We start from the raw sequence: 24,943 nt of genomic DNA on the forward strand, positions 1-24,943 counted from the left end.
ACTTAATATTCATTTGATAGATTGATCGCATCCAGTTCACACCTACCGGGGAATGATGATCTTATGTCAAGCCGCCATGGAGCCATACGTCGCAGCGCGCGCGCGATCGCGTCCATCGGGGCCGCCTACCTGATCATGGCGGCCCCGGCCGGCGCGCGCGCACCGGAGCTGAAGGCCGCCCAGGCGATCGCCCGGGCGCAGGCCGCGCTCAAGGCCAAGCAGGTCCATCCTGCCATCGAGATCCTCGCGATCCAGATCGGCAAGCCCACCTTCCGCTCGGACCCCGCCGCTCCCGCCCTCTTGATGATGCTCGCAGAGACCTCCGAGGTCTACGTCCAGGGGATCAACGACCGCTACTGGAAGCGATCGCGGCTCGATCCCAGGAGCCCCAGCTGGCTGCCCTATCTTCGCAAGGAGCAGCGCTGGGCGGCCCAGCGCTACGCCTCCTTCCAGTACTTCGACCCGCGCGGGCGCTACCGCTCGGACGGCGTCGCCTACAAGCTGCTGGTCAATCGCTTCCCCCGCCACCCCCTGGCCGAAGAGGCCGCCTGGCGCCTCATCCCGCGCGAGGACGACGGCGAGCACGACCTGAGCGTGGACCCCGCGCTGATCGACGCCAGCCGCCACGAGCGGTTCCTCAAGCAATACCCCAGGAGCAAGTACCGGCTCGCCGCCAAGCTCGCCATCGGATGGGATTACCTGTACGCCTCGGGCTTCACCTGGGGCGCGCCCGATCGCAGGCGGTTCGAGAAGGGCCAGCGCATCCTCCAGGGGATCATCAAGGAGGCGCCCCAGTCCCCCGAGGCCCAGAAAGCCCGGCGCTTCCTCGACAAGGCGAAGAACCCCTGGCACTAGGGGAGAGCCTCCGGTTGGACAAGCGAGGGATTGCGGGGGAAAATGGTCACGGATCGTTTTCCCCCCTTCCTGTTGCGCCGAGAGAGGACCCGCCGGGCATGCCGACCTCCACCCCGTTGAGCTGGGATCAGTTTCTCGCCGAGGCGGCGCGCCACACCCCCGAGACCTTCGGCCTGAGCGAGCTGACGGCCCTGGTTGAGAGGCTCGTCCTCACCCCCGACCTCTTCGAGGGCCGGATTCAGTTCTGCCCGGACGCCTACGCCCGCAACCTCCTGTTCAAGAACGACCTCTTCGAGGCGGTCTGCATGTGCTGGCAGGACGACCAGCGCACCAGCGTCCACAACCACGGCCGATCCTTCGGGATGGTGGTGATCGTCGAGGGCCGCATGCGCGAGGAGATCTTCCGCCGGGTCGAGGGCGATCGCCTCGCCCTGGCCCACACCCGCGACCTGCAGCCGGACTCCGGCATCGCCGGAGCCCCGGTCGAGATGATCCACCGCCTGGGCAACGCCGGCGGCCCCGGCTCGCGCCTCGTCTCGCTGCACTTCTACGCCGGCCCCCTCGACGAGATGGACGTCTTCGACCTGGAGACCGGCACGGCCTACCGCAAGCCCATGCGCTACCTCAGCGACGGCGACCTGCCGCCGACGAGCTGACCGCCCGATTCCCCGGGAGGTTGCTTGCGATCACGCAATGGACTAACATTTAGTTAGTTCACACAGAAGGAGGCCTCCCCATGGCGAACATCGCCCCCAGCATCACCGAGCGCTTCGGCAAGACCCCCCTGGTCGAGCTCAAGAAGCTCCAGACCGGCACGCGCGCCCGCGTCGTGGGCAAGGTCGAGTTCTACAACCCCTCCAGCTCGGTCAAGGACCGCATCGGGATCGCGATGGTCGCCGACGCCGAGGCCAAGGGCCTGATCGCTCCCGGCCGCACGACCCTCATCGAGCCGACGAGCGGGAACACCGGCGTGGCCCTCGCCATGGTGGCCGCGGCCAAAGGCTACAAGCTCGTCCTGACCATGCCCGAGACCATGTCCCTGGAGCGCCGGGCGCTGCTCAAGGCCTACGGGGCGCAGCTCGTCCTGACCGAGGGCGCCAAGGGCATGAAGGGCGCCATCGCCGCGGCCGAGGAGCTGCTCGCCGGGACCCCGGACGCCCACATTCTCGGCCAGTTCGACAACCCCTCGAATCCCAGGATCCACGAGGAGACGACCGCCCGCGAGATCTGGGAGGACACCGACGGCCAGGTCGACTACGTGATCTCGGGCGTCGGCACCGGCGGCACCATCACCGGCATCTACCGCGCCCTGCACCCTCTCAAGGCCGGCCTGCGCTACGTCGCCGTCGAGCCCTCCGAGAGCCCCGTCCTCGCGGGCGGAGCCTCCGGCACCCACAAGATCGCGGGCATCGGGGCGGGCTTCGTCCCCGGCGTCTTCGACCAGACCCTGCTTGCGGGCTTGCGCGATCGCTCGCTTGGCGAGATCATGGGGGTCTCCTCGGCGGATGCCATGGAAGTCGCTCGTCGCGTCTCGCGCGAGGAGGGCATCCTGGTCGGCATCTCGAGCGGGGCGGCCGTCGCGGCGGCGCTCGAGCTCGCTCGGCGCCCCGAGGCCGAAGGCAAGCTCATCGTCGTGGTCCTCCCCAGTTGCGGCGAGCGGTATCTCAGCACGCCGCTCTACAACTTCGAGGCCACCGGCGCAACGACAGGAAAGTAACCAAGGCGTGGCACCCCGGCTCATCGAAAACATCCGCACCGTCCTCGAGAAGGATCCCGCCGCCAAGCACTGGCTCGAGGTCCTCCTCTGCTACCCCTCGATTCACGTCCAGCTGTTCCATCGCCTGGCGCATCCCCTCTACCGCGCCGGCGTGCCGATCCTGCCGCGCCTGCTCATGCAGGTCGCCCGCTTCTTGACCGGCGTCGAGATCCACCCCGGCGCCCGCCTCGGGCGGCGGCTCTTCATCGACCACGGGATGGGCGTGGTGATCGGCGAGACCGCGGTCGTCGGCGACGACTGCGTCATCTTCCACCAGGTGACCCTCGGGGGGACCGGCAAGGACACCGGCAAGCGCCACCCCACGCTCGCAGACGACGTCGTCGTGGGCGCGGGGGCCGCGATCCTCGGCAACATCAGAGTGGGCAACCATTCCAGGATCGGCGCCAACTCGGTGGTGCTGCGCGACGTGCCCGACCATGCCACCGTGGTCGGCATTCCGGGCCGCGTGGTGGTCATCAAGGGGCAGCCCGTCGCGCAGCCGAGCACCACCACGCCCCAGGAGTTCGAGGACTTCATCCACGGAGCGGGAATCTAGCGCCTTTCGCCGCTTGCCGCCCTGGCGTTCTCAAGCTACGATTGACTATTCGTCTACCCCACCTTGGAGTAAAACATGAACCATCTGCGTCCCGTGAGTTTCGCCGCCGCGTTCGCGTTGTCCGTCGCCCTGTGTGCTCCGGCCTTCGCCAGCCTCGCCTCCGACACCTTCAAGGACGTCCCCGACGGCCACTGGGCCGAGCAGGGCGTGGCCGACGTTGCCGTCAAGCGCGACCTGATGCGCGGATACGCCGACGGCACCTTCCGCGGCGACAAGCCCTTCACCCGCGCCCAGTTCGCCGACAGCCTCGCCAACCTCCTCAAGGAGTTCGAGACCCTCTCGAAGACGTCGTGGCGCCCCAAGACCACCTCGATCAACGTCTACGCCGACGTGCCCCCCGGCGGCGAGCGCGAGAAGGTGCTGTCGCTTGCCAACGACTACGGCCTTTTCGAGGGCGTCCCGGGGATCACCCCCGACTCGTTCGGCATGGAGCGCACCGTCACCCGCTACGAGATGGCCAAGATCATCGACAACCTCATGCGCCTCGCCGAGGCCAAGGACGTCGTCCGGCCGCGCGCGGGCAACAAGTTCACCTTCAAGGACCTGGACGAGCGGGCCTGGGCCTACAACGACGTCCTGGAAGTGGCCAACCGCTACGGCGTGATGGTCGGCTTCCCCGACGGCACCTTCCGCGGCAGCGAAGAGCTGACGCGCTACCAGTACGCCCAGGCCATCTCCCAGACGGTGCCCCTCATCCGCGAGCTGATCAAGGAAACGGTCGGCGTCAAGGAAGAGGAGAGGCGCGCCGCCGAAGGCCCCTGGCGCTTCCAGGAAACGCAGCCCATCCGCCTCTCGCTCGACGGCGGCATCACCACCGGCGCCACGACGGGCAGCCTGGCCGGCGTGAGCGGGCGGTACGTGGCCTATCCGAGCGGCTTGTTCGTGATGCTCGACCCCAAGCTGCGCTTCAGCCCCGGCCTCAACCTGGACGCCGAGCTCGGCGCCTTCTGGCGGATGCCCATGGTGGGCCCCTTCCACCTCCAGCCCTACGTCGGGCCTCACCTCTACGCCCTGGGCACCGCCCCCACCACCGTGGGGCTCGGCGCCGGCATGGCGGCCTACTGGCGCACCTCCGCCGCTCCCATCGGGGTCTACCTGAAGGGCGGCGCGAACTGGGCCCTGAACAACAACAGCGGCATGCTCACGAACATGGAACTCGGCCCCGAGTTCCACTTCAACAAGAACCTGGCCCTCACCGTCGGCCTTAGCATGGCCGACTCGCCGGCCACCGCCGGCAAGACGAGCAACGTCGGCATCACCGGCGGCCTGCTGTTCAAGCTGTAGGACCAGCGGTAAAAGAGAGGGGGCGCTTCCGACGGAAGCGCCCCCTCTCTTTTACCCGGCGGCGACGGCCGACTTGAGGCTCTGGAACAGCATCGCGAGCGCGCGCTGGCTCGCGAACCACTTCACCTTCTCGCGCGGATGGCGCCCGAAGTGGAAGGACCGCACCTCGGTGCCTTGGGGCCCGCTCAGGGCCACGAAGACGTGCCCGACCTCCTCTTCGGGGGTGTTGGCGCTCGGCCCGGCGTAGCCGGTGACGCCCACCCCGTAGGTGGCACCGGTGATCCGGTGGATTCCCTCGGCCATGGCGGTCGTGACCTCGGCGCTGACGTGGGTGTGGGTCTCGATGAAAGCGGGATCGATGCCGAGGAAGCGAACCTTCTCGCTGACGGCGTAGCTGATCACGCCGCCGAGGAAGTAGTCCGAGGATCCCCCCACGTCCGTCACGCGGCTCGCGAGCAGGCCGCCGGTGCACGATTCGGCCACCGCGAGGGTCGCCCCGCGCTCCCTGAGCATCTTGCCCACCACGCCAGGCAGGGTCTCATCGTCCGAGCCGAAGTACCACTCCTCGAGCCTGCGCCGGATCTCGGCCACCACCGGCTCGAGCAGCGCGTCAGCCTCGGTTGCGGTGTCGGCCTTGGCGGTCACCCGCAAGTGGACCTCGCCATTGCCGGCGTAGGGAGCCACCGTCGGGTTCTGGCCCCCGATGAGGTCGCCGACACGGTTGGCCGCATCGGCCTCGTCGATCCCCACGAACTTCATGAGCCGCGAGCGGATGCTGCCGTGCACGAGCTTCTCGAGCTCGGGGCGGGCCCAGGTCTCCCACATCTGGCTCAGCTCGTGCGGGACCCCGGGAAAGGTCATCAGGCGCTTGTCGCCGCGCACGAGGTAGACGCCCGCGGCGGTGCCCGCGGGGTTGCGGATGAGGGCCGCGGTCGAGGGGAACACGGCGAGCTTGTGCTCACTGGGCAGCAGCTTGCGCCCCTTCTCGGCGAAGGCCTTCTCGATGCGCGAGAGGATGTCGGGCCTGAGCTCCATGCGATCGCCCACGAACGCGGCGATCACCTCGTGGGTCAGATCGTCCGCGGTGGGGCCGAGGCCCCCCGTGCAGATCACGAGGTCCGCCCGGCTCCATGCGAGCTCGAGCGCGGCCTGGATGCGCCCCGGGTTGTCGCCCACCGAGGTGACGTAGTACAGGTCGACGCCGAGCCCGGCGAGCTCCTGGGCCAGGTAGGTCGCGTTGGTGTTGACGACCTGGCCGATGAGCAGCTCGGTCCCGATGTTGAGGATCTCCGCCTTCATCTAGTAGGTCCCGAAGGTCCGATCGCCCGCGTCCCCCAGGCCGGGCACGATGTAGCCCTTCTCGTTGAGCTTCTCGTCCACCGAGACCGTCAGGATGGGGACGTCGGGATGCTTCGCATGGACGTTCTGCACGCCCTCGGGGCTCGCGATGAGGCACAGGAACTTGATGCGCTGGACCCCGCGCTTCTTGAACAGCTCGATGGTCGAGACGGCCGACCCGCCCGTGGCGAGCATGGGGTCGATGATGAGGACGGTGGTCTCGGCGGGGTAGGACTCGGGGAGCTTGACGTAGTACTCGACCGGCTGGAGGGTCTTCTCGTTGCGGTAGAGACCGATGTGGCGGACCTCGGCCTCGGGCAAGAGCTCCATGGCGGGCTCCACCATCGCGAGGCCCGCGCGCAGGATCGGCGCGATCACGACCGGGCGATCGCCCAGGGTGCGACCGGGGGCGTTGACGCCCAGCGGGGTGGGGACCTGGATGGGGTCGGTCACGAGGTCGCGGGTGGCCTCGAGCACCAGGAACTTGGCCAGCTCGCGCGCGCGCTGGCGAAAGCGGACGACCGGCGTGTCCCTGTGCCGCAGGTCGGCCAGGGCGTGGTGGACGAGGGGGTGATCGAGGATGACGAGGTTGGTGTTGGCTTCGATCGCGAGATGGACCATGGATTCCTCCGACGCGGAGCCTGGACGTCGCTTGCGCCAGGCGTCGGATTCAATCCTACACCCAGATGCGGCGCGTCTGCCAGATGTATTCCAGTCCCGAGTAGGCGGTCATCACGATGGCCGCCCACCAGAGCCAGTCGCCCCAGGGCTGGACGCCCGCGATCAAGAGGGCGATCGCGACCATCTGGAGGGTGGTCTTGACCTTGCCCGTCCAGCTCGCCGCGAGGACCACGCCCGCGTTGATGGCCGCCGTGCGCAGGCCGGTGATGAGGAACTCGCGGGTCAAAACCAGCGTCACCGCCCAGGCCGAGACGACCCCGTGGCGGGCGAGCCCCACGATGGCAGCGGTCACGAGGACCTTGTCCACCAGGGGGTCCAAAAGGGCGCCCAGGTTGGTCCTCTGGTTGAAGCGGCGGGCGACGTAGCCGTCCACCCAGTCGGTCAACGACGCGACGATGAACAGCGCGAGCGCGACCCGGTGGGTGGGCGAAACCTCGAGGAAGTAGACGAAGAAGGGCACCAGGCCCAGCCTCAAGAGCGTGATGAGGTTCGCGACGGTCATGGGCTAGTGGTCGTCCCAGACGACTTCGCCGTGGAGGTCGTAGGGCTCGGCCTTGGTGATGCGGACGTTGACCAGGTCGCCGGGGAAGGCGGGGAAGGTGGTCGTCGCGTAGGTCGTGCCGTCGATCTCGGGGGCGTCGCGGTGGGTACGGCCCACCAGGCGCCCGGTCTCGACCTCGATGCCCTCGACCAGCATGGGGATGACCTTGCCGACCAGGCCCTCGTGGATTTCAAGGGTGACGGCCTGCTGGGCCTCCATCACCGCGTCGCGGCGCGCCTCCTTGATGGCGTCGGGCACCTGGTCGGGCATCTCGTGGCCGGCGGTGCCGATCTGGGGCGAGTAGGCGAAGGCGCCGACCCGGTCCAGCTTGAAGGTGCGGATGAAGTCCAGCATGTGCTGGAAGTGCTCCTCGGTCTCGCCGGGGAAGCCCGTGATGAAGGTGGTGCGGATGACCAGACCCGGCAGCTTCTCGCGCATGCGGTTGATGAGGGTCTCCACCGGCTCGTGGCGGGGCCGGCGCATGGCGCGAAGCATGTCCGGGTGGGAGTGCTGGAGGGGCATGTCGAGGTAGGGCACGACCTTGGGCAGGCGCGCCATGGTCTCGAGCAGCTCGTCGGACATGTAGTTGGGGTAGGCGTAGAGCACGCGCACCCAGGTCAGGTCCTCGATCTCGTTCAGCGCCTCGAGCAGGCGCGGCAGGAGGTACTGGCGGCTGTGCTCGTGGCCGTAGCGGGTCGTGTCCTCGGCGATGAGCACCAGCTCTCGCACGCCGCCCTCGACCAGCATGCGGGCCTCGTCGAGGATGTTCTCCATGGGGCGCGAGGCGTAGCGGCCGCGCAGGCTCGGGATGATGCAGAAGCTGCAGGCGTGGTCGCAGCCCTCGGAGACCTTGAGGTAGGCCGAGGGGCCGATCGAGGTCAAGAGGCGGGGCAACAGGGTCTGGACGGGGGCCTTGGCCTTGGGCTGCACCTCGGTGAAGCGCTCGCCGGCCTCGACCCGCTTGACCACGTCCACGATCTGGTGGAACTCGGAGGTGCCGATGGCCGCGCTGATCTCGGGCATCTCCTCCATGAGCTCCGCCAGCTCGCCCTGGGCGCGCTGCGCGAGGCAGCCCGTGACGATCAGCTTCTTGTTGAGGGTGCCGAGCTCCATGATGGTCTGGATCGACTCCCGCTGAGACGCCTCGATGAACGAGCACGTGTTGAGCAGCAGGATGTCGGCCTCGGTCTCTTCCGAGACGACCTCGTAGCCGTCCTGCGCGAGCAGGCCCAGCATGTTTTCGGTGTCGACCGTGTTCTTTGAGCAGCCGAGGCTGACGATTCCGACCTTGGAGGCCACGGGATGTTTCTCCTATTGGATGCCGGCGCCGAGGACGATGTCGCTGATGGGGGGCGCCTGACCGGGGGTAGAGGTGTAGGACACGGCGCTCAGGCGGTCGGATCCCTGCTGATTGAGCTGGCCACCGACCATGCCGAAGTAGCCGAGCCGGTTCTGAAGGGAGACCCACAGCTCGGTGCCCGCGGCGTTGACCGCGATCGACTGGGGCTGGGTGGCGTCTGTCACCCGATCGTTGACAGGGACCGTCGACTTGGCGTTGGTCTCGAGGTTGATGACCTGGACCAGGCCGCTGGGCCGGCCCGCCGCAGCGGCCGCTTGGGGCAGGGTGACGTAGGCCATCTTGCCGTCGTCGGTGATGGCGACGTCGTAGCCCTTGTCGTTCAGCGGGATGGAGCTGTCGAACGTGAAGTTCTCGAGGTTGACCTTCCAGAGCTGGCTCGCCCCGCGATCGGCGAGGTACATGCGCTTGCCGTCGGGGGAGATGGCGCCCCGCCAGAGGTTGACCGATCCCGGGATGGTCAACACCGAGCCCAGGCTGCCGTCGTTGTTGATCTTGATGATCTCGCAGTCGGTCGAGCCGGTCGCCGGTGTGTCCGAGAAGACGTAGGCGGCGAGGTTGGCGGCGGCGAAGTCCTTGGTCATCGGGTAGGTGACCACCCCGCGCGGCTTGAAGGTGGCGCTGAAGGGGGTGAAGGTCTTGTTGATCGCGTTGGTCTGGGCGTTGATGCGCGTGACGGTGCGATCGCCGTAGCTGGTGACGTAGACGTACTGCTTGTTCTGGTCGCGCGCGGTGGTGGAGGGGTTCTTCTCGGGCGGGGTGACGGCCACCCCCGAGGGGCGCGAGCCGGCCTGGATGGCCTGGACCTGCTTGCGGCTGCGCAGGTCGACGAACGAGACGGTGCCGTCGTTCTCGTTGGCGGTGTAGAGGTACTCGAGGTCGGGGCGCGGGTTGATGGCGAGGCTCACGGGGGCCTGGCCCACCTCGATGACGCCCACGGGACGCTTGTCGCTGACGCTCACGACCGCCACCGCGTTGTCGGCCGGCATGCTGGCGTAGGCGAGCAGGCTGGGCCGGTCGTTGGGCGACACGGGCGAGCTGAACAGCGAGCAACCGGAAAGCCCCAGTGACAGCGCTAAGCCGAGCCAGACGTTTCGATGGTGCTGCATCCTCGGGGCTTCCTCCATAGAGCGCATGCGTCGCCCTGCGCCGGGCAACCATGATACCAGACTCCCATACCCCAAGGTAGGGAAAATTAGCGCCAGGGGCGGTGATCCAGGCACCTGACCTCAGGGCAGGATCGGCTTCGCCGCAGGCCTCGGACGCGGACGCGTGGGCTTGCCCGCGGCGCTCGGGGTGTCGAAGCGACCGGTCTGGAAGGCCGGACAGTCCGCCGTCAGCGCGCAGCGCTCGCACTTGGGTTTGCGCGCCACGCAGGTGTAGCGCCCGTGCAGGATGAGCCAGTGGTGGGCCTTGGCCCAGTCGTGGCGGGGAATCAGGCGCATCAGGTCGGCCTCCACGGCCTCGGGGGTCAGGCCCTTCGAGAAGCCGAGGCGGTGCGAGACGCGAAAGACGTGGGTATCGACGGCGATGGCCGGCACGTCGAAGACGATGCTCAGCACGACGTTCGCCGTCTTGCGCCCCACCCCGGGCAGGGCCACCAGCTCCTCCATCGTGCCGGGCACCTTGCCTGCGTGCCGCTCGACCAGGAGCCTCGCGGTCGCCACGACGTTCAGCGCCTTGGTCGGCGCGAAGTTCACGCTCGCGATGAGGGGGAGGACGTCTTCACCGCTCGCCGCGGCCATGGCCTCGGGGGTCGGATAGCGCGCGAAGAGGCCCGGGGTGACCGTGTTGACCCGCTTGTCGGTGGTCTGGGCCGAGAGCATGACCGCCACGAGCAACTCGAAGTCGTTGCCGTAGCGCAGCTCGGTGACGGCCTCGGGATAGGCGGCTTTCAGGGTGTCGAGCAAGCGTTTGATCCGGGCTTTTTCCTTGGCGCTGAGGCGTTTCATTGCAGGCTCCTTTTTCAAGGGAGCATTATAGCGCGAGCCTCAGGCCTTGCCCCGGCTGCGGACCCTGCAGTGGAGGCGCCGGCACAGGGCATCGGCCTCCAGGGCGTTTAGGACCTGGCGCTTCTCGACCCAGGCGCGCCGGGCGATCGCGACCGCGTACCGCATCAGGCGCAGCTGCTCGCTCGAGTGGGCGTCGGTCGAGAGGGTGAACGAAAGCCCCGCGTCGCGCGCCGCGCGCGCCAGGTCCACGGGAAGATCCAGGCGCTCGGAGCCGTTGATCTCGAGGGCCTTGCCGTACCGCTCGGCCGCCCGCAGGACGGCGGCGAAGTCCGCCTCGTAGGCTTCGCGAGAACCGACGACGCGCCCGGTGGGGTGATTGAGGCCATCCACCTCGCGGTCCCTCAGGGCGCTCAGGAGGCGCGCGGTGTTCTGCGCCTCACCCTTGCCGCGCGTGCCCACGTGCAGCGAGGCGCCCACCCAGTCGAAGCCCCGCAAGAAGGCATCCTCGAAGTCGAGGGTTCCGTCCGGCCGGATCTCGACCTCCACCCCCTGGAGGATGCGAAAGGGCGCAAGCTCCCGGTTCAGACGCGCGATCTCGCTGCGCTGCGCAAGGGCCTTCTGCTCGGTGAGTCCGGTCGTGACCGGCAAGCCGTAAGAGTGGTCGGCGACGACGATCCAGCCGTACCCCATGGCCATGGCGGCGCGTGCCATGGCCTCGAGGGTGTCGCGCCCGTCCGAGTAGCGCGTGTGCGTGTGGCAGTCGCCCCGGACGTCCTCGATCGAAATCAGGTCGGGCAGGCGCCCCTCGGCGGCGGCCTCGATCTCGCCGGTGTCCTCCCGGATTTCGGGGGGCATCCATTCGAGGCCCAGCGCCTCGTAGATCTCCGGCTCGGTCGCGCCGCCGACGCGCGCGCCGGTGTCGAGGCGGAAGATGCCGTACTCGTTGACCTTGTAGCCCTTCGCGATCGCGATGGTCCGAAGGTGGATGTTGTGCTGCTTGGAGCCGGTGAAGTACTGGAGCGCCGCTCCCCAGGTCTCGGGGGGAACCACCCGGACGTCGACCTGGAGCTGAGCGTGGGTCAGGACGGTGGACTTGGTCGGGCCTCTGAGCAGGACCTCCTGGACCGGAGGCAAGGTCGAGAGGTGATCGAAGACGTCCTCCGGATCGCGCGACGCGACCAGCAGGTCGATGTCGCCGATGGTCTCCTTGCGGCGGCGGATGCTGCCGGCGGGCTCCACCGCTTCCACGGCGGGGTGCGCCCGCAGCATCTCGGCCATGGCGTCCGCCAGGGGCCAGGCGACGAAGAGGGGCAGGCGCTGCGTGCGCTGAGTGACGCGACGGGCCTCCTTGAGGACCTGCTCCTCGGAGCGAGCGCCCATGCCCGGCAGCTCCTGGAGCTGGTGGACTTCCGCCGCGTGGATGAGCTCCGTGACGCTCTTGATCTTGAGCCGCTCCGCGATCAGCTTCGAGCGCTTGGGCCCCAGCCCCGGCACCTGGGTGAGGGCGATCGCGCCCGCCGGAACCGCCTGCTCGAGCTCGCTCAGGTACGCGCTCTTGCCGTGCTGGAGGAAGTCCGCGATCTTGGCTGCGATGGACTCCCCGACCCCGTGGATCTCCTCGAGGCGCCCCTCGCGCCAGAGGTCGGCGACGTCCTCGCCCATGGCCCCGATGGTGCGCGCGGCGGTCTGGTACGCTCCGACCCTGAAGCGATCGGCCCCCTGCAACTCGAGCAGGACGGCGATCCGCGAGAGCAGGGCAGCCACTTCGGCGTTGCGCATGACAAGACCCTCCCACGCCCATTTTGGGGGCACGGGAGGGTCGTTGCAACCAGTGTCTAGGTGGTGGGAAACCTGAAGAGCCTCAAGGCGTTCTCGGTCGAACGCTCCGCGATGTCCACGAGTCCCACCCCGTGCACCTCGGCGAGCGCCTCGGCGATCTTCACGACGAAGGCAGGCTCGTTACGCTTGCCCCGGTGAGGCGGTGGCGCCAGGTAGGGCGCATCCGTCTCGATGAGCGTCCGATCCAGCGGCACCACCTTCGCGGTCGCGCGCAGCTCCTCGCTCTTCTTGAAGGTCACCACCCCGCTGAACGAGATGTGGAAGCCCATCTCGAGCGTCGCCTGCGCGAGCGCGGTGGAGCCGGTGAAGCAATGGATGACCCCGTGAGTCGCCCCCTCTTCCTTCAGGATGGCGACGGTGTCCTCCTCGGCGTCCCGGGTGTGGACGATGACGGGCAGCCCAAGCTCCTTGGCCAGGCGCAGCTGCTCGCGAAAGGCGCGGTGCTGCGCCTCGCGGCTGCCGTGGTCGTAGTAGTAATCGAGCCCGATCTCGCCGATGGCGAGCACCTTTGGGTGCGCCGCGAGGGCCTTGAGGCGCTCGTACGACGCATCGTCCCAGCTGTCCGCCTCGTGCGGGTGGATGCCCACCGCGGCGAACACGTGAGCGTAGCGCTCGGCCACGGCCAGCACGGCGGGCATCTCCGCCCAGGTGGATCCCGGGTTCAGCATCCACTCCACCCCGGCGTCTTGCGCCCGCTGGACGGCCCGCTCGATCTCGAGCCAGGAGTCCTCGAGCGACAGCTCGCCCTCGACCCACCCGGGCAGCATGTCCAGGTGGCAGTGCGAGTCGATGAAGCGCACGGCCTAGCCCTTCTTCTTCGCGCCGGCGAGCTCCGCGCCGATGCGGGGGTAGATGGGGCCGAGCTTGTTGGTGACCGTCCCCTCGGCGAGCCCCCCCCAGGCGAGATCCGACCAGCGCTGGGCCGAGAGAGGCGCCTCGATGCCGAGCTGCTCCCAGATCTTGGCAGCCAGCGTCGGGATGTAAGGGGAGGCGAGGGTGGCCGCGATACGCAGGGCCTCGAGCACCGCGTACAGGACGCCGCCGAGCTTCTCGGTCTCGCCGTTCTTGGCCAGGGCCCAGGGCGCGGTCGAGTCGATGTACTTGTTCACCGCATCCAGCAGGCCCCAGACCGAGGCGATCGCCTCTTCGATGGCCATCTCGTCCATCCGGGCGACGACGGTCGCGAGCGTCTCCTCGACGCGGCCGGGCAGATCGCCCTCGATCTCGGGGAAGCGCGGGCTGACCTTGCCCTCGAAGTTCTTCTCGAGGATGGTCAGGGTGCGGTTGAGGGCGTTGCCCAGGTTGTTGGCGAGATCCGCGTTGACGCGGGCCTCGAAGGCTTCGTAGGTGAAGTCGCCGTCGCGGCCGAACGAGACCTCGCGCAGCAGGTAGTAGCGGATGGCGTCGGCGCCGTACTCTTCGGCGAAGGCCTTGGGCTCGACGACGTTGCCGATGGTCTTGGACATCTTGAGGCCGGCCATGTTGACAAAGCCGTGCCCGAAGATCTGGCGGGGCAGGGGCAGGTCGAGCGCCATCAGGAGCGCGGGCCAGATGATGGCGTGGAACTTGGTGATGTCCTTGCCGACCAGGTGGAGCTCGGCGGGCCACCACTGGTTGAAGCGCGCCATGTCGGTGTCGTAGCCGATCCCCGTCAGGTAGTTGGACAGGGCGTCGATCCAGACGTAGATGACCTGCGACTCGTCGCCGGGCACCGGGATCCCCCAGCGCACGTTCTGGCGCGAGACCGAGATGTCGGGGAAGGTCTCGAGCAGGTTTAACAGCTCGTTGCGGCGCGCCTCGGGCTGCAGGAACCCGGCGTTCTGCTCGATGTGGGTCCGGATCCGGTCACGGTAGTTCGAGAGCTTGAAGACGTAGTTCTCCTCGCTGGACCACTCGACCGGCTGCTGGTGCTGAGGGCAGATCTTGTCCTCGGGCAGGTCGCGCTCGTTCTTGAACTCCTCGCAGCCCTTGCAGTACCAGCCCTCGTACTTGGCCTTGAAGATGTCGCCCTTGTCCACCAGGCGCTTGAAGATGCGCTGGACCGCTGCGCGGTGCGCGGGATCGCTGGTGCGGATGAAGCCGTCGTAGCTGACATTGAGGGCCGCCCAGACCTCCTTGGCCTTGGCCGCGATGTCGTCCACGAAGGCCTGGGGCGAGACGCCGGCGGCATCCGCGGCCTTCTCGATCTTGTTGCCGTGCTCGTCGAGCCCGGTCAGGAAGAAGACCTCCTCGCCGCGCAGCCGGCGGTAGCGCGCGAGGGCATCGGCGGCGATCTTCTCGTAGGCGTGCCCGATATGGGGGGGCGCGTTGCCGTAGTCGATCGCCGTGGTGATGTAGTACTTCTTCGAGGTCATTCCAAAAATCTCCTACTGGCGCTCAAGCCGCGTGAAACGGACGTTTCAGGTTAGCAGATCGGCGGAGATTCAGCAACCGACCTTACCCTGTGCTTGACACGGATTTAAAGCTTGCTATACTGAAAAAGTCAGCGGTTCGCGCCGCGACGCGGCCAGGTAGCTCAGTTGGTAGAGCACGAGACTGAAAATCCCGGTGTCGGCAGTTCGATTCTGCCCCTGGCCACTAAATAACAAAGAAGCGGGTTTCGGCGATTTGGCCGAAGCCCGCTTCTTTCTCCATTCCTGCTTCTTTCCTATCGCCGACTCAACCAGCGTGTTGCGCATGGCCGCCTTCTCGTTCCCCTTCCCTGATCCAAACTTGGTATACTGCCGACACGTCGGCTCGCTTGCACCTTGGCAGGCGTTGGGCCGCTTCACCCTGCGTTTGGATGCCTCGCTTGCGGAACCGGGAGGACCCATGGCCTACGATCTCACGCCCATGAACGCCCCACGGGCGACCGGCGCCCTCCTCGACCTCATGGCTCGTCTCCTCGAAAATCCCCTCACCGGCCCCCTCCTCGCCAGACCTCAGCTGGACGGCATGGGCCTCTCTCGGCTCCGGGAAATGCCCATCGCCGAGCCGATCCCTGCCGTTCACCCCCTCTTTGAGAGCCTTCCTCCGACCCTTGCCGAGCCCGCCCCGTTCACCGTACCCGACTCCCCCTTCGAGGGTCTGGGCTTTCGCTTCGAGACCGCGGCGGACTTCGCGGAGGCCTACCGCTCCGGGGCCACTACTCCCCTCGAGGTGGCGGAGCGCCTCTTGAACCAGTCCCGGGAGCTCGATCGGCTCGATCCTCCCATGCGTCTCCTCATCGCCCAGGACGCCGACGACCTGCTCTCCCAGGCCCGCGCGTCGACGGAGCGTTACCGGATCGGATCGCCGCTCGGCGCCCTGGACGGTGTGCCCGTGGCCATCAAGGACGAGGTCGACCAGGTCCCTTATCCCACCACGGCGGGAACCCGCTTCCTCGGCAAGGAGCCCGCAGTCCGGGACGCAGAAACCGTCGCCCGCTTCCGGGCGGCTGGAGCCCTCCTCATCGGGAAGGCCAACATGCATGAGATCGGTCTGGGCGTGAGCGGCATCAATCCCCACCACGGCACTCCCCGCAACCCCTACGATCCGATGCGGATTCCCGGAGGGTCCTCGGGGGGCTCGGCAGCGGCGGTGGCCGCGGGGCTCAGTCCCCTTGCCCTCGGCGCCGATGCCGGAGGATCGATCCGGATTCCTGCGGGCCTCTGCGGTGTCGTCGGCCTCAAACCGACCTTCGGCCGCGTCAGCGAGGATGGAGCCGCCCCCATCTGCTGGAGCGTCGCCCACCTGGGTCCTTTCGGTGCGACTGCCCGCGACGCGGCGCTGGGCTATCTTGTCATGGCGGGGCCTGACGTGAAGGACCCCAACACCCACTTTCAGCCCTCGCCCCACCTCCGGGGCTTCGAGACCCGCGATCTCCGGGGCATCCGGCTCGGATTCTACCGGGACTGGTTCGAGGACGCCCAGGCCCCGGTGGTCGAGGCATGCCGCCAAATGCTGGAGATCCTGCGGGATGCCGGAGCGGAGATCGTCGAGGTGGAGATCCCGGAGCTCGGGCTCTTGCGACTGGTCCACAGCATCACCACCGTCGCCGAGATGCTGGCGGCCCATCAGGGCTACTACGAGCGGCATCCGGAGGCATTCGGGCACGAGGTCCGGGTGAACTTCGCACTGTTGCGCCAAGTGCGCTCGGACGACTACCTCCTGGTTCAGCGCCACCGGGCGCGGCTGCATCGGCAAGTGATGGCCGTCATGGGAACGATCGACGGCCTGGTGACTCCCGCGACAGCCTGTACCGCCCGCCCCATCGCCGCAGGTGCCCTGCGCTACGGGGAGTCCAACCTGCCGCTGATGAGCGAGCTGATGCGCTACATGCCGCTCGCGAACCTGACGGGACTGCCGGCGATCGTCTTCCCAGCGGGCTACGATCCAGATGGCTTGCCGATCGGGCTTCAGGTGATCGGCCGAGCATGGGAGGAAGCCTTCCTCTTGCGCGTGGCCCATGTGGCCGAGCGGCATGTCGAGCGCCATGCCCCCCGGATCCATCACCGCCTCCTGAATGCTCAGCCTTCCCTCAGGCCGATCTACCGCTGAGGATAGGGTCGGGAGTGAGGTAGCCAAACAGGAAAGGGGGACGCACCGCACGGTGCGTCCCCCCTTGTGCCCCGATTGAGACGAATTTCAGGCCAGGACAGACACGACCTCGAAGCGATGAACGTCGATGTAGCCCCGATCCGTGAGCTTGAGCTCTGGAATGACCGATAGCGCCAGGAAGGCAAGAGTCATGTAGGGATGATCGACCGTGATTCCGAGCGCCTCGCGGGTCTTTGCCTGGAGCACCTCGATGCGATCGGCCACCCAGGGCATTGGCTGATCCGACATGATGCCGGCAATGGGCAGGGGAAGCAGCTCGACGACCTGGCCATCCTTTACTGCGCAGAGGCCGCCCTGGCTTTGAACCAGTGCCTCGACCGCCGCGCGCATGTCGGCATCGTTGGTGCCCATCACCACCAGGTTGTGCGCGTCGTGGGCGACGGTGCTTGCGATCGCCCCCCCGCGGATCCCGAAGCCCTCCACGAAGCCCACCCCGATGTTGCCGGTGGCGTGGTGACGCTCGACCACTGCGATCTTGGCGATGTCCTGGCTAGGATCCGGTAAAACCTCGCCGTGGCGCGCCGGCAAGTCCCGCTCGAGGGCATGCGACCAGCACTGCCCCGGCACGACGCCGATCACCCGGGCGCGCACCGAATCCGCTTCGATGGGCGCCGGAACGCGGAACGAGCAGGCATCCAGTTGAGCCACGCGCATCGTGTCGGTCACCTCGGCCGGCGCAACGCCTTCCGAGCAGAAGAGAGGCCGGCCCTGTCGGGCCACGACCCGGCCACTCTTGATGACCGTATCGATCCGGAGGTTCTCGAAGCCGTCGGCGAGGACGATATCGGCCTGCCAACCCGGCGCGATGGCGCCCACGCGATCGAGCTGGAAGTAGCGCGCGCAGTTGATCGTCGCGAGCTTGACCGCGAGCACCGGGTCCATGCCGTGGGCGATCGCCTTGCGCACGGCGTTATCGATGTGGCCGTGGTGCAGCAAGTCGTCCGCGTGCCGATCGTCGGTGACGAACATGCAGCGCTCCTGGCTGGTGGGCGTGACGGCTCCCAGCAGGTCCACCAGGTTCCGCGCGATGGACCCCTCCCGGATCATGACGTGCACGCCCAGGCGCAGCTTTTCCATGGCTTCCTCGACGGTTCGGCACTCGTGGTCGCTCGAAATACCGGCGGCCACGTAGGCGCAGAGGTCCTTCCCGGTCAGATCCGGCGCATGGCCATCGACCAGCAGGTTGGTGAAACCGAGCTTCGCCATCACCTCGGGGTCCTGGTGGAGCACCCCCGGGAAGTTCATCATCTCACCCATGCCGAGCACCTGGGGCTTGGCCAGGAGGGGCCCCAGGTCCGTGCTCTTGAGGACGGTCTTCGCCGACTCGAAGGGGGAAGCCGGTACGCACGACGGAAGCATCATGTACACGTCGAGGGGAAGGCGCGCCGCGTCGTCGAGCATGAAGGCGAGGCCGGGCAAGCCGCAGACGTTCGCGATCTCATGGGCATCGATGATGACGCAGGTGGTGCCGTGCGGCACCACCGCCTGGGCGAACTGGCCAGGCGAGCACATGCTCGACTCGATGTGCACGTGACCGTCCAGGAAACCAGGCATGACCAGGGCCCCGGCGGCATCGATGACTTCACGGCCCTCGTACCCCGAGCCCACTCCTGCGATGCGATCGCCGATGATGGCGACATCCGCGGCGTACACCTCGCCGGTCAGGACATTGACCACGCGGCCGCCCCTGATCACAAGGTCTGCGGGGTGGTTGCCGCGTGCGGCGGCGATGAGCGTGGTCAACTCCATCATGTTCTCCTTCGGTGAGCGCAGGGGATCGGCTCCTTACATTGTGCCCCCATCGAGCGAGATTTCGCTCCCCTGGCTGACCTCCCTAGCGTCCTCTTGGCGAAGGGGCTGCCCTTGCTTGGATGCAGCCCCTTCGGTTGGGAAACGAGCTTCGCGAGCGCGAGGTGCCTAAGCGTTACAACTGCGATGAGATTTACTGTTCTCCGCCTTCGAGATGCTTGGCGATCCGCTCACATCGCACACACCTGGCGCTCAGGCCTTCGGCATGGGCATTGCCCCGAGGCTTGCACTCGGCGCAGTTCTCGATGACATCCAGGAGCAAGAACCGCTGACGGGAGATGGTGGTGGTCGCCTTATCGAGCTCGCCCGCCATTGTCAGCAGGGACTCTTGCAGCGTACCGACGGCCGCCATCATCCGAGCCTGCACGTCCAAGAGTTGGCGCTCGAACTCGGCCTGCAAGTGCTGCAAGCGGGCGGAAAGTTCTTGTTGGTCGATCGGATCCACAGGGCTACCTCAAGTCGTCTGGTCAGAGGGGTGAACATCTGAATCACCGCAATTCCGCAGTCACGTCATCCTGGAACTTCTAGCGCGAAACGGCCTTGCGCCCAACTCGCATGGCGATTGGCCAGCTGACCCGCCTCACGCGATCCGGTTCGCCCCACTTCGCCGCAAGCTCTGCCTCGATCAGACTCACCGGATCGACTCCTTCGAGTTCCTGGAAGCGTTGCGTCGCCGACCAGCTGCGGAGATAGCCCATCAGGCTCGCAAAGGTCCAGTCGACCTCCAGCTTCAGGGCAGGCGGCTCCAGCTCCTCGAAAGGCCAAGGCAAGGTACGGTAGCCGGCTTCTAGCACCTGTCGCTCGGGAGGCCAGTAAGGGCCCACCGTTTGATGATAGAACCGCTCAAGGATTTCGTTGAGCCCCTCGGCCATCTCGAACTGGCCGTAGCACCAGGCCGCGATCACGCCGCCAGGCTTCAGCACGCGCTCGGCCTCCTGGAAGAAGCGCTCCGCGTCGAACCAGTGAAGGGCCTGGGCCACGGTCAGCAGATCGACGCTCGCATCCGGCAGGCTACAGGCCTCGGCGGGCTCGCATGCATAGGTGATGTTGGGGCGCGCTTCGGCGTGCGAGATCTGGTCGGCGCTGGCGTCGGTGGCATGGACACGCGCGAATCGCGAGGCCAGGCTTACAGCAGCCTGACCACTGCCGGTGGCGCAATCCCAAGCCAGGGCGTGGGCGGGCGCCACCTCGGAGAGCCAGTCGAACAATCGCTCGGGATAGCGCGGGCGGTAGGTCGCGTAGGCGGCCGCAATACCGGAAAAATGATCCTTGAAGCTCACGACCTACCTTGCGGGTTATGGGCGAGCGAGAAGCTCCCCGGTGTAGGCATCCACGACGAACGTGCCGAGCCGGCTCTGAGCGTATCCCCCGCCGTAATAGGGCTGATCGTAGGGATAGGGCGCAGAAGTGGGCGACGGATACGGCATCTTACCACGGTAAACCGGCTGCGGGCTTCCCTGCGGGCTTTGAAAAGAGAGGGTGTTGTCGATCTCGTAGACGGCGCCGCCGTCATCTCCGGCGCGCAGCGCGACCTTCACGCCGAAGGGCCCCATGTTGAGTCCATTCTGGGCGCAGATGTCCAGGACCTTCGAGAGCGAGAGCGCACGTCCGAAGTCGAAGGTTTCGATGGCCGTCGCCTTGAGGGTTTCGGGTGCGAGAAGCTGATTTGTGCCGGTCAGGGCCAACGTCAGGTACTGCGTCTCGAAGCGCGACGGCACCTCGACGCCCTGGGCTGCGTAGGAGGCGCTCGACTGATCGGCTGGCACGACCTCGGGGCTCGCCGAGGCTGCAGGAGCGACCTTGTAGCTCACGGCGTACGTGAAGTACCAGGTTCCGTCCTTCGCGATCCGCCCGGAAGACCCGACCTGATCGGCCCAGGACTTGACCATGCGCGCTTCCCCGTAGTGCAGGGAAACGTAGCGCTGGACCTGGTGATACGCGTCGTAGAGGCTCGGGCCGCTCGCCATGTCGGGGGCCGCGATGGACATCCCCATGTCGTAGGGCCCCGGCGCCGCTATCATCCCCGGCGAAGGCGAGGGCCCGAAGCACCCCGCCAGCGAGAGGGCGAGGAGCGGCAGTAGGGCGTGGAAAGGCTTGAAACGCATCGAGGATGCCTCCTGCTATTGCGGGACACGGACCGAGCAAGGAACTAACATTACTATGATAATATTATACACAATTGAAAGCCAGTTCTATCCGGCGGATCCCGCCGATTTCGAACAAAAAAGATGATGCAATACAACTTCTCCTCAAGCTTAAATCGAACTTAAGAAACATTCCGCCCGCGTACGCGATGAACCAAGTGCACCCGCTTGGAGGTTTCTCGATGATCCGCATGCGCGCCACCCTCAATCGCTCCCTGCTCTTGCTCGCGCTCGTCCTGACGGGCTGCGGTACCCAGGCCGGTCTGCTGCCGCAGCGAAGCGACAGCGCCGGCGTTGCCGCCCTCAGCGCGAGCAAGGCCGCGCAGCTGCCCATGGAGAACTTCACCCGCGTCAACGCGGGCCTGTACCGCGGCGGCATCCCGACCGACGAGGACATGAAGGGCCTCAAGGCACTGGGCATCAAGACAGTCGTCAACCTGATGGGTGGCGCGGGCGACGCCCAGGAGCGCGCCATGGTGGCGCACGAGAAGGAAGTCGCCGCCAAGCTCGGGCTCACGTTCGTCAACCTCGCCATCCCGTTCAACGTGGACGTGCCGGAAACCATGGTGAAGCAGTGGCTCCAGCTGGCTCAGGCTTCGGACGCGCAGCCCGTCTACATCCATTGCCGGCACGGGCGCGATCGCACCGGCATGATGGTCGGCGCCTACCGCATCGCCAACGACGGCTATTCCGGAGAGCAGGCGCTCGACGAGATGAAGACCTTCGGCTTCAAGCCCGAGCGCTATCCCACCTTCGCCAAGTTCGTGCTGAACTTCAAGCCCACCCCCTCGAGCGGCCGGGTGGCACTCGCCAACTAGCCCTTCCACGATCTCGGACCGGCCGAACCCCTCGTAAGGAGCTGACCGGGCTTCCTTTCCATCGCCTGTTCGAGATGCTAGGATGGCGTGGCTACTCGCTCTTGCGCAAGCAATACCCCGAAAGGCCGCATGTCATCGCTGAGCCGCCTCGTCCATGCCCTGCTAAACGTCAACGTCACGTCATCGGACGGTCAATCCCGGCGCCTTCGCAAGGTGAGCGTCAATGCCACCCTCGTCCTGGGGGCCGCCTGCGCCGCGATCTGGGCGATCGCCTTCGCCGGTCTCGGCGCCTGGTGGCTGGCATGCGTCGATCTGGGCATGGCCCTGCTATATGCGATCCTGCTCGCGGGCATTCACCGCTTCAAGCGCATCGAGCCTTTCCGTAGCCTGGCGCTCGGCATGCTCCTGGTGGCCAGTCTCGCCCACCACATGATCCTCGGCGGCTTCGCCGGCTCGGGCAGCTCCATTTTGTTCGCCTTCCTCACTCCCGCCAGCGCGCTCATCACCTATCGGGCAAAGGATGCCTGGCCGTGGTTCGTCGCCTTTCTGGGGGTGCTGGTCCTGGCGGCGCTGACGGACAAGCGCTTCGCTCCTCTCGGCCACATCGACTCCCAGGTCGTGTTGAGCTGGACCACCGCCGCGGCGATCGCGAGCTTCACCGTCATGCTCTTCGGCTTCTTTCGCTACTTCCTCATCCAGCGCGAGGAGATCCTCGAGGCCCTGCGGGTCGAGCAGGATAAGTCCGAGCGCCTGCTGCTCAACATCCTGCCCGAGGAGATCGCCGGCCGCCTCAAGCAGCAGCCCGGCATCATCGCGGACGGCTTCCCCGAGGTCACGGTCCTCTTCGCCGACCTGGTGGGGTTCACCAAGCTCTCGGAGGAGCTGAGCGCCCAGGAGCTGGTCCACCTGCTCGATTCAATCTTCACCTCCTTCGACCACCTGACCGAGCGTCACGGTCTCGAGAAGATCAAGACCATCGGCGACGCCTACATGGTGGCCGGCGGCCTGCCGCAGCCGCGCCCCGATCACGCCGAGGCGATCGCGCGGCTCGCTCTGGACATGCGCGACGCCATCACCCGCTCACCGCTCGCGCAGCGGCACGATCTCGCGATGCGCATCGGCATCCACACCGGCCCGGTCGTCGCCGGCATCATCGGCGACACCAAGTTCAGCTACGACATGTGGGGCGACACGGTCAACACCGCGAGCCGCATGGAGTCCCACGGGCTCCCGGGCGAGATCCAGGTCTCGGAGGACACCTACGGGCGACTGTCGGTGGCCTTCGAGCTCGAAGGACGCGGGAGCGTGGCGGTCAAGGGCAAAGGGGAGATGCCGGTCTACCTGCTGCAAGGGATGCGCTCCTTCACCGCGAGCGAAGCGCCCTCTCTGGCCTGAGCCGGTCCGAAGGACCATCAAGCAAGACGAAGGCCCCTGCGACCACTTGGTCACAGGGGCCTTCGAGGCGTAGCGCGCTAAGCGATGGCTGAGGCGTCGCGCCGGCGCATCATCTCCTGGACGACGAAGGCCGCCACGTCCTCGGCGTAGTTACCCACGCCGAAGCCCGCGTCGAAGCCGAGCTCGGTGGCCAGGTCGTGGGTGATGCGGGGGCCGCCCACGGCCACCACGAAGCGGTTGCGCACCCCTTCGGCCTCCAGCACCTCGACCAGGTTAGTGAGCGTCATGATGTGAAGGTTCTTCTGGGTGACGACCTGCGAGACGAGGATGGCGTCGGCGTCGAGCTCGAGCGCCTTGGCCACCAGCACCTCGTTCGGAACCTGGGCGCCCATGTTGATGGCGTTGACCATCTTGTAGCGCTCCAGGCCGTAGTGACCGTTGTAGCCCTTCATGTTCATGATCGCGTCGATGCCGACCGTGTGCGCGTCGGTGCCGGTGCAGGCGCCGATGATGGTGATCTTGCGGCCGAACTCCTGCTCGATCAAGGCGTCGATCGCCCCCATGTCCATGGCCTCGTACTCCGAGCGGGGCACGTGGATGGTGGTGTAGTCCACCCCCTGGACGCACGCGGCGTACATGATGAAGAGGCTCATGGTCGGGCCCACGGCCTGCATCGAGACCACCGCGGGGTCCTGCATGCCCATCTGGAGCACCAGGCGCTTGGCGGCCTCGTAGGCCTCGGGACCGGCGGGCACGGGCAGGGTGAAGCTGAGCTGCACCTTGCCGTCGTCCATGGTGTCGCCGTAGGGCTTGAGGTTCTTGAGGTTGGCTTCCTTGGGATAGGTGTTGGTCGTCATATCCGGCTTCTCCTAGACCGTCGCCCGGGCGACGCCGTTGATGGCCTCGAGTCGGGTCATGAAGGGGTTGAAGTAGTCCTTGGCGCGCTCGAACACGCCCGAGAGGCCCTTGCCGCCGTCGGGGGCGCGCTTGACGTCGGCAAACTCGCCCTTGCCGATGGCCTCGACCAGGCCGGCGCTCTCGACCTTCTCCAGCAGCTCCACCGCCTGTTCCAGCACCAGCCGTGCGCGGGTCGCGACCATGCCGTCGGGCTTCCAGTCCAGGTCCGCGCCCATGTTGCGGGCGTAGTTGAAGACGTAGTCCGCGTTCTGGAGCGCCAGGTGGCGGTCCGAGGCGAAGGGGGTGTGGATCGCCTCGGTCATGATGCCCAAGAGGTGAATCTCTTGATTGGTCAGCACCGAGACCAGGTTGAAGAGGGCGTTGTGGGCGTAGGCCTGGAAGATGTCGCCCGTGATGTGCTTGGTGGGGGGCATGTACTTGAGGGGCGCCTCGGGGAAGACCTGGCGCACCAGCTGGGCCATGGCGATCTCGTAGCTGAGGCCGTCGGGGGTCTTGGGGTTCATCTCGAAGGCGTGGCCCAGGCCCATCAGGTCGGGGGTCATGCCGGCGGCGAGCGCGAAGCGCTCGTTGATGAACTGGCTGGCGAGCACCGTGTGGCCCTGCTCGAACGCGTCCGCCGTGGTCAGGTAGTTGTCCTCGCCGGTGTTGATGATGATGCCGCTCGCGGCGTTGATGAGGCGCGAGAAGTACTGGTCGCAGAGGGTGCGGAAGATGTTGATGTCGCGGAAGAGGATGCCGTACATGGCGTCGTTGAGGAGCATGTCCAGCCGCTCCCAGGCCGCCGCGAACGCGATCTCCGGCATGCACAGGCCGGAGGAGTAGTTGGTGAGGTGGACGTAGCGGTTGAGCCGGCGCGACTCGTCGTCGAGCGCCTCCCGCATGATCCGGAAGTTCTCCTGGGTCGCGTAGGTCCCGCCGTAGCCCTCGGTCGTCGCGCCGTGCGGCACGTAGTCGAGGAGCGACTGCGCGGTCGAGCGGATCACGGCGATGACGTCCGCGCCGGCCTGCGCCGCGGCGCGGGCCTGCTCGACGTCGTCGTGGATGTTGCCGGTCGCGACGATG

At 67.0% G+C, this 24,943-nt stretch carries 22 protein-coding genes, 1 tRNA gene and 1 pseudogene; 9 read left to right on the plus strand and 15 right to left on the minus strand.

Going from position 1 to position 24,943, the window contains the following annotated elements:
• Nucleotides 1-63 precede the first annotated feature (63 nt).
• From V6D00_03895 to V6D00_03915, 5 genes and pseudogenes are all read left to right on the plus strand, one after another.
• Nucleotides 64-855: a hypothetical protein gene (locus V6D00_03895; GenBank protein ID HEY9898303.1), complete on the plus strand. Its 792-nt coding sequence runs from the start codon at nt 64-66 to the stop codon at nt 853-855.
• 98 nt (nt 856-953) lie between these two features.
• Nucleotides 954-1,511, plus strand: coding sequence for a cysteine dioxygenase family protein (locus V6D00_03900; GenBank protein HEY9898304.1), 558 nt, complete (start codon nt 954-956; stop codon nt 1,509-1,511).
• Nucleotides 1,512-1,591: 80 nt separating this feature from the next.
• Nucleotides 1,592-2,572: a cysteine synthase A gene (gene cysK, locus V6D00_03905; protein HEY9898305.1), complete on the plus strand. Its 981-nt coding sequence runs from the start codon at nt 1,592-1,594 to the stop codon at nt 2,570-2,572.
• A gap of 7 nt (nt 2,573-2,579) precedes the next feature.
• A pseudogene (gene cysE, locus V6D00_03910) lies at nt 2,580-3,083 on the plus strand (serine O-acetyltransferase).
• Nucleotides 3,084-3,242: 159 nt separating this feature from the next.
• Complete coding sequence (locus V6D00_03915; protein ID HEY9898306.1) at nt 3,243-4,511, plus strand: S-layer homology domain-containing protein; 1,269 nt, start codon at nt 3,243-3,245, stop codon at nt 4,509-4,511.
• Nucleotides 4,512-4,562: 51 nt separating this feature from the next.
• Here the strand turns inward: V6D00_03915 and V6D00_03920 are convergent, their stop codons facing one another.
• The 9 genes from V6D00_03920 to metG form a co-directional block, all read right to left on the minus strand.
• On the minus strand, nt 4,563-5,810 hold the full coding sequence (locus V6D00_03920) for a competence/damage-inducible protein A (GenBank protein HEY9898307.1): 1,248 nt from the start codon (nt 5,808-5,810) through the stop codon (nt 4,563-4,565).
• Nucleotides 5,811-6,470 carry a uracil phosphoribosyltransferase gene (upp, locus tag V6D00_03925; protein ID HEY9898308.1) on the minus strand — a complete coding sequence of 220 codons (660 nt, stop codon included), beginning with the start codon at nt 6,468-6,470 and terminating at the stop codon, nt 5,811-5,813.
• 55 nt (nt 6,471-6,525) lie between these two features.
• Nucleotides 6,526-7,032: a CDP-diacylglycerol--glycerol-3-phosphate 3-phosphatidyltransferase gene (gene pgsA / locus V6D00_03930; protein HEY9898309.1), complete on the minus strand. Its 507-nt coding sequence runs from the start codon at nt 7,030-7,032 to the stop codon at nt 6,526-6,528.
• Between the two features lie 3 nt (nt 7,033-7,035).
• Nucleotides 7,036-8,370 carry a 30S ribosomal protein S12 methylthiotransferase RimO gene (gene rimO / locus V6D00_03935; protein HEY9898310.1) on the minus strand — a complete coding sequence of 445 codons (1,335 nt, stop codon included), beginning with the start codon at nt 8,368-8,370 and terminating at the stop codon, nt 7,036-7,038.
• Nucleotides 8,371-8,382: 12 nt separating this feature from the next.
• Nucleotides 8,383-9,537, minus strand: coding sequence for a YncE family protein (locus tag V6D00_03940; protein HEY9898311.1), 1,155 nt, complete (start codon nt 9,535-9,537; stop codon nt 8,383-8,385).
• 120 nt (nt 9,538-9,657) lie between these two features.
• Entirely contained in the window at nt 9,658-10,380 is a 723-nt protein-coding gene (gene nth / locus V6D00_03945; protein HEY9898312.1) for an endonuclease III, read from the minus strand.
• A 39-nt stretch (nt 10,381-10,419) separates the two neighbouring features.
• Complete coding sequence (gene polX, locus V6D00_03950) at nt 10,420-12,159, minus strand: DNA polymerase/3'-5' exonuclease PolX (protein ID HEY9898313.1); 1,740 nt, start codon at nt 12,157-12,159, stop codon at nt 10,420-10,422.
• Between the two features lie 56 nt (nt 12,160-12,215).
• Complete coding sequence (locus V6D00_03955; GenBank protein HEY9898314.1) at nt 12,216-13,019, minus strand: TatD family hydrolase; 804 nt, start codon at nt 13,017-13,019, stop codon at nt 12,216-12,218.
• Between the two features lie 3 nt (nt 13,020-13,022).
• Nucleotides 13,023-14,573 carry a methionine--tRNA ligase gene (gene metG, locus V6D00_03960; GenBank protein HEY9898315.1) on the minus strand — a complete coding sequence of 517 codons (1,551 nt, stop codon included), beginning with the start codon at nt 14,571-14,573 and terminating at the stop codon, nt 13,023-13,025.
• A 150-nt stretch (nt 14,574-14,723) separates the two neighbouring features.
• Between metG and V6D00_03965 the strand changes: the two genes are divergently transcribed.
• Together V6D00_03965 and V6D00_03970 are read left to right on the plus strand one after the other, a co-directional pair.
• A tRNA-Phe gene (locus tag V6D00_03965) sits at nt 14,724-14,796 on the plus strand.
• 234 nt (nt 14,797-15,030) lie between these two features.
• Nucleotides 15,031-16,737: an amidase gene (locus tag V6D00_03970; protein ID HEY9898316.1), complete on the plus strand. Its 1,707-nt coding sequence runs from the start codon at nt 15,031-15,033 to the stop codon at nt 16,735-16,737.
• 87 nt (nt 16,738-16,824) lie between these two features.
• Here the strand turns inward: V6D00_03970 and ade are convergent, their stop codons facing one another.
• From ade to V6D00_03990, 4 genes are all read right to left on the minus strand, one after another.
• Nucleotides 16,825-18,546, minus strand: a complete 1,722-nt coding sequence (ade, locus tag V6D00_03975) for an adenine deaminase (protein HEY9898317.1) — start codon at nt 18,544-18,546, stop codon at nt 16,825-16,827.
• 193 nt (nt 18,547-18,739) lie between these two features.
• Nucleotides 18,740-19,051, minus strand: coding sequence for a hypothetical protein (locus V6D00_03980; GenBank protein ID HEY9898318.1), 312 nt, complete (start codon nt 19,049-19,051; stop codon nt 18,740-18,742).
• A 79-nt stretch (nt 19,052-19,130) separates the two neighbouring features.
• Nucleotides 19,131-19,886, minus strand: coding sequence for a class I SAM-dependent methyltransferase (locus V6D00_03985; protein ID HEY9898319.1), 756 nt, complete (start codon nt 19,884-19,886; stop codon nt 19,131-19,133).
• A gap of 15 nt (nt 19,887-19,901) precedes the next feature.
• Complete coding sequence (locus tag V6D00_03990) at nt 19,902-20,711, minus strand: hypothetical protein (protein HEY9898320.1); 810 nt, start codon at nt 20,709-20,711, stop codon at nt 19,902-19,904.
• Between the two features lie 221 nt (nt 20,712-20,932).
• Here V6D00_03990 and V6D00_03995 point away from each other — a divergent pair, with 221 nt between their 5' ends.
• Nucleotides 20,933-21,568, plus strand: coding sequence for a tyrosine-protein phosphatase (locus V6D00_03995; protein HEY9898321.1), 636 nt, complete (start codon nt 20,933-20,935; stop codon nt 21,566-21,568).
• 129 nt (nt 21,569-21,697) lie between these two features.
• Nucleotides 21,698-22,963: an adenylate/guanylate cyclase domain-containing protein gene (locus tag V6D00_04000; protein HEY9898322.1), complete on the plus strand. Its 1,266-nt coding sequence runs from the start codon at nt 21,698-21,700 to the stop codon at nt 22,961-22,963.
• Nucleotides 22,964-23,040: 77 nt separating this feature from the next.
• Here the strand turns inward: V6D00_04000 and V6D00_04005 are convergent, their stop codons facing one another.
• Together V6D00_04005 and V6D00_04010 are read right to left on the minus strand one after the other, a co-directional pair.
• Nucleotides 23,041-23,820: an OAM dimerization domain-containing protein gene (locus tag V6D00_04005; protein HEY9898323.1), complete on the minus strand. Its 780-nt coding sequence runs from the start codon at nt 23,818-23,820 to the stop codon at nt 23,041-23,043.
• A gap of 12 nt (nt 23,821-23,832) precedes the next feature.
• On the minus strand, nt 23,833-24,943 hold a 1,111-nt coding region (locus V6D00_04010), incomplete at its 5' end, for a lysine 5,6-aminomutase subunit alpha (GenBank protein ID HEY9898324.1).

The sequence above is a fragment of the Pantanalinema sp. genome (assembly GCA_036704125.1).
Classification (GTDB): domain Bacteria; phylum Cyanobacteriota; class Sericytochromatia; order S15B-MN24; family UBA4093; genus JAGIBK01.

What these genes read in the sequence shown, in the direction of transcription:
- nth (HEY9898312.1), bottom strand. Translation starts at nt 10,380, where the DNA reads ATGAAACGCCTCAGCGCCAAGGAAAAAGCCCGGATCAAACGCTTGCTC.
- V6D00_04000 (HEY9898322.1), top strand. Translation starts at nt 21,698, where the DNA reads ATGTCATCGCTGAGCCGCCTCGTCCATGCCCTGCTAAACGTCAACGTC.
- V6D00_03900 (HEY9898304.1), top strand. Translation starts at nt 954, where the DNA reads ATGCCGACCTCCACCCCGTTGAGCTGGGATCAGTTTCTCGCCGAGGCG.
- cysK (HEY9898305.1), top strand. Translation starts at nt 1,592, where the DNA reads ATGGCGAACATCGCCCCCAGCATCACCGAGCGCTTCGGCAAGACCCCC.
- V6D00_03915 (HEY9898306.1), top strand. Translation starts at nt 3,243, where the DNA reads ATGAACCATCTGCGTCCCGTGAGTTTCGCCGCCGCGTTCGCGTTGTCC.
- V6D00_03895 (HEY9898303.1), top strand. Translation starts at nt 64, where the DNA reads ATGTCAAGCCGCCATGGAGCCATACGTCGCAGCGCGCGCGCGATCGCG.
- metG (HEY9898315.1), bottom strand. Translation starts at nt 14,573, where the DNA reads ATGACCTCGAAGAAGTACTACATCACCACGGCGATCGACTACGGCAAC.
- V6D00_03995 (HEY9898321.1), top strand. Translation starts at nt 20,933, where the DNA reads ATGATCCGCATGCGCGCCACCCTCAATCGCTCCCTGCTCTTGCTCGCG.
- V6D00_03920 (HEY9898307.1), bottom strand. Translation starts at nt 5,810, where the DNA reads ATGAAGGCGGAGATCCTCAACATCGGGACCGAGCTGCTCATCGGCCAG.
- V6D00_03970 (HEY9898316.1), top strand. Translation starts at nt 15,031, where the DNA reads ATGGCCTACGATCTCACGCCCATGAACGCCCCACGGGCGACCGGCGCC.
- V6D00_03940 (HEY9898311.1), bottom strand. Translation starts at nt 9,537, where the DNA reads ATGCAGCACCATCGAAACGTCTGGCTCGGCTTAGCGCTGTCACTGGGG.
- V6D00_04005 (HEY9898323.1), bottom strand. Translation starts at nt 23,820, where the DNA reads ATGACGACCAACACCTATCCCAAGGAAGCCAACCTCAAGAACCTCAAG.
- upp (HEY9898308.1), bottom strand. Translation starts at nt 6,470, where the DNA reads ATGGTCCATCTCGCGATCGAAGCCAACACCAACCTCGTCATCCTCGAT.
- ade (HEY9898317.1), bottom strand. Translation starts at nt 18,546, where the DNA reads ATGGAGTTGACCACGCTCATCGCCGCCGCACGCGGCAACCACCCCGCA.
- polX (HEY9898313.1), bottom strand. Translation starts at nt 12,159, where the DNA reads ATGCGCAACGCCGAAGTGGCTGCCCTGCTCTCGCGGATCGCCGTCCTG.
- pgsA (HEY9898309.1), bottom strand. Translation starts at nt 7,032, where the DNA reads ATGACCGTCGCGAACCTCATCACGCTCTTGAGGCTGGGCCTGGTGCCC.
- V6D00_03990 (HEY9898320.1), bottom strand. Translation starts at nt 20,711, where the DNA reads ATGCGTTTCAAGCCTTTCCACGCCCTACTGCCGCTCCTCGCCCTCTCG.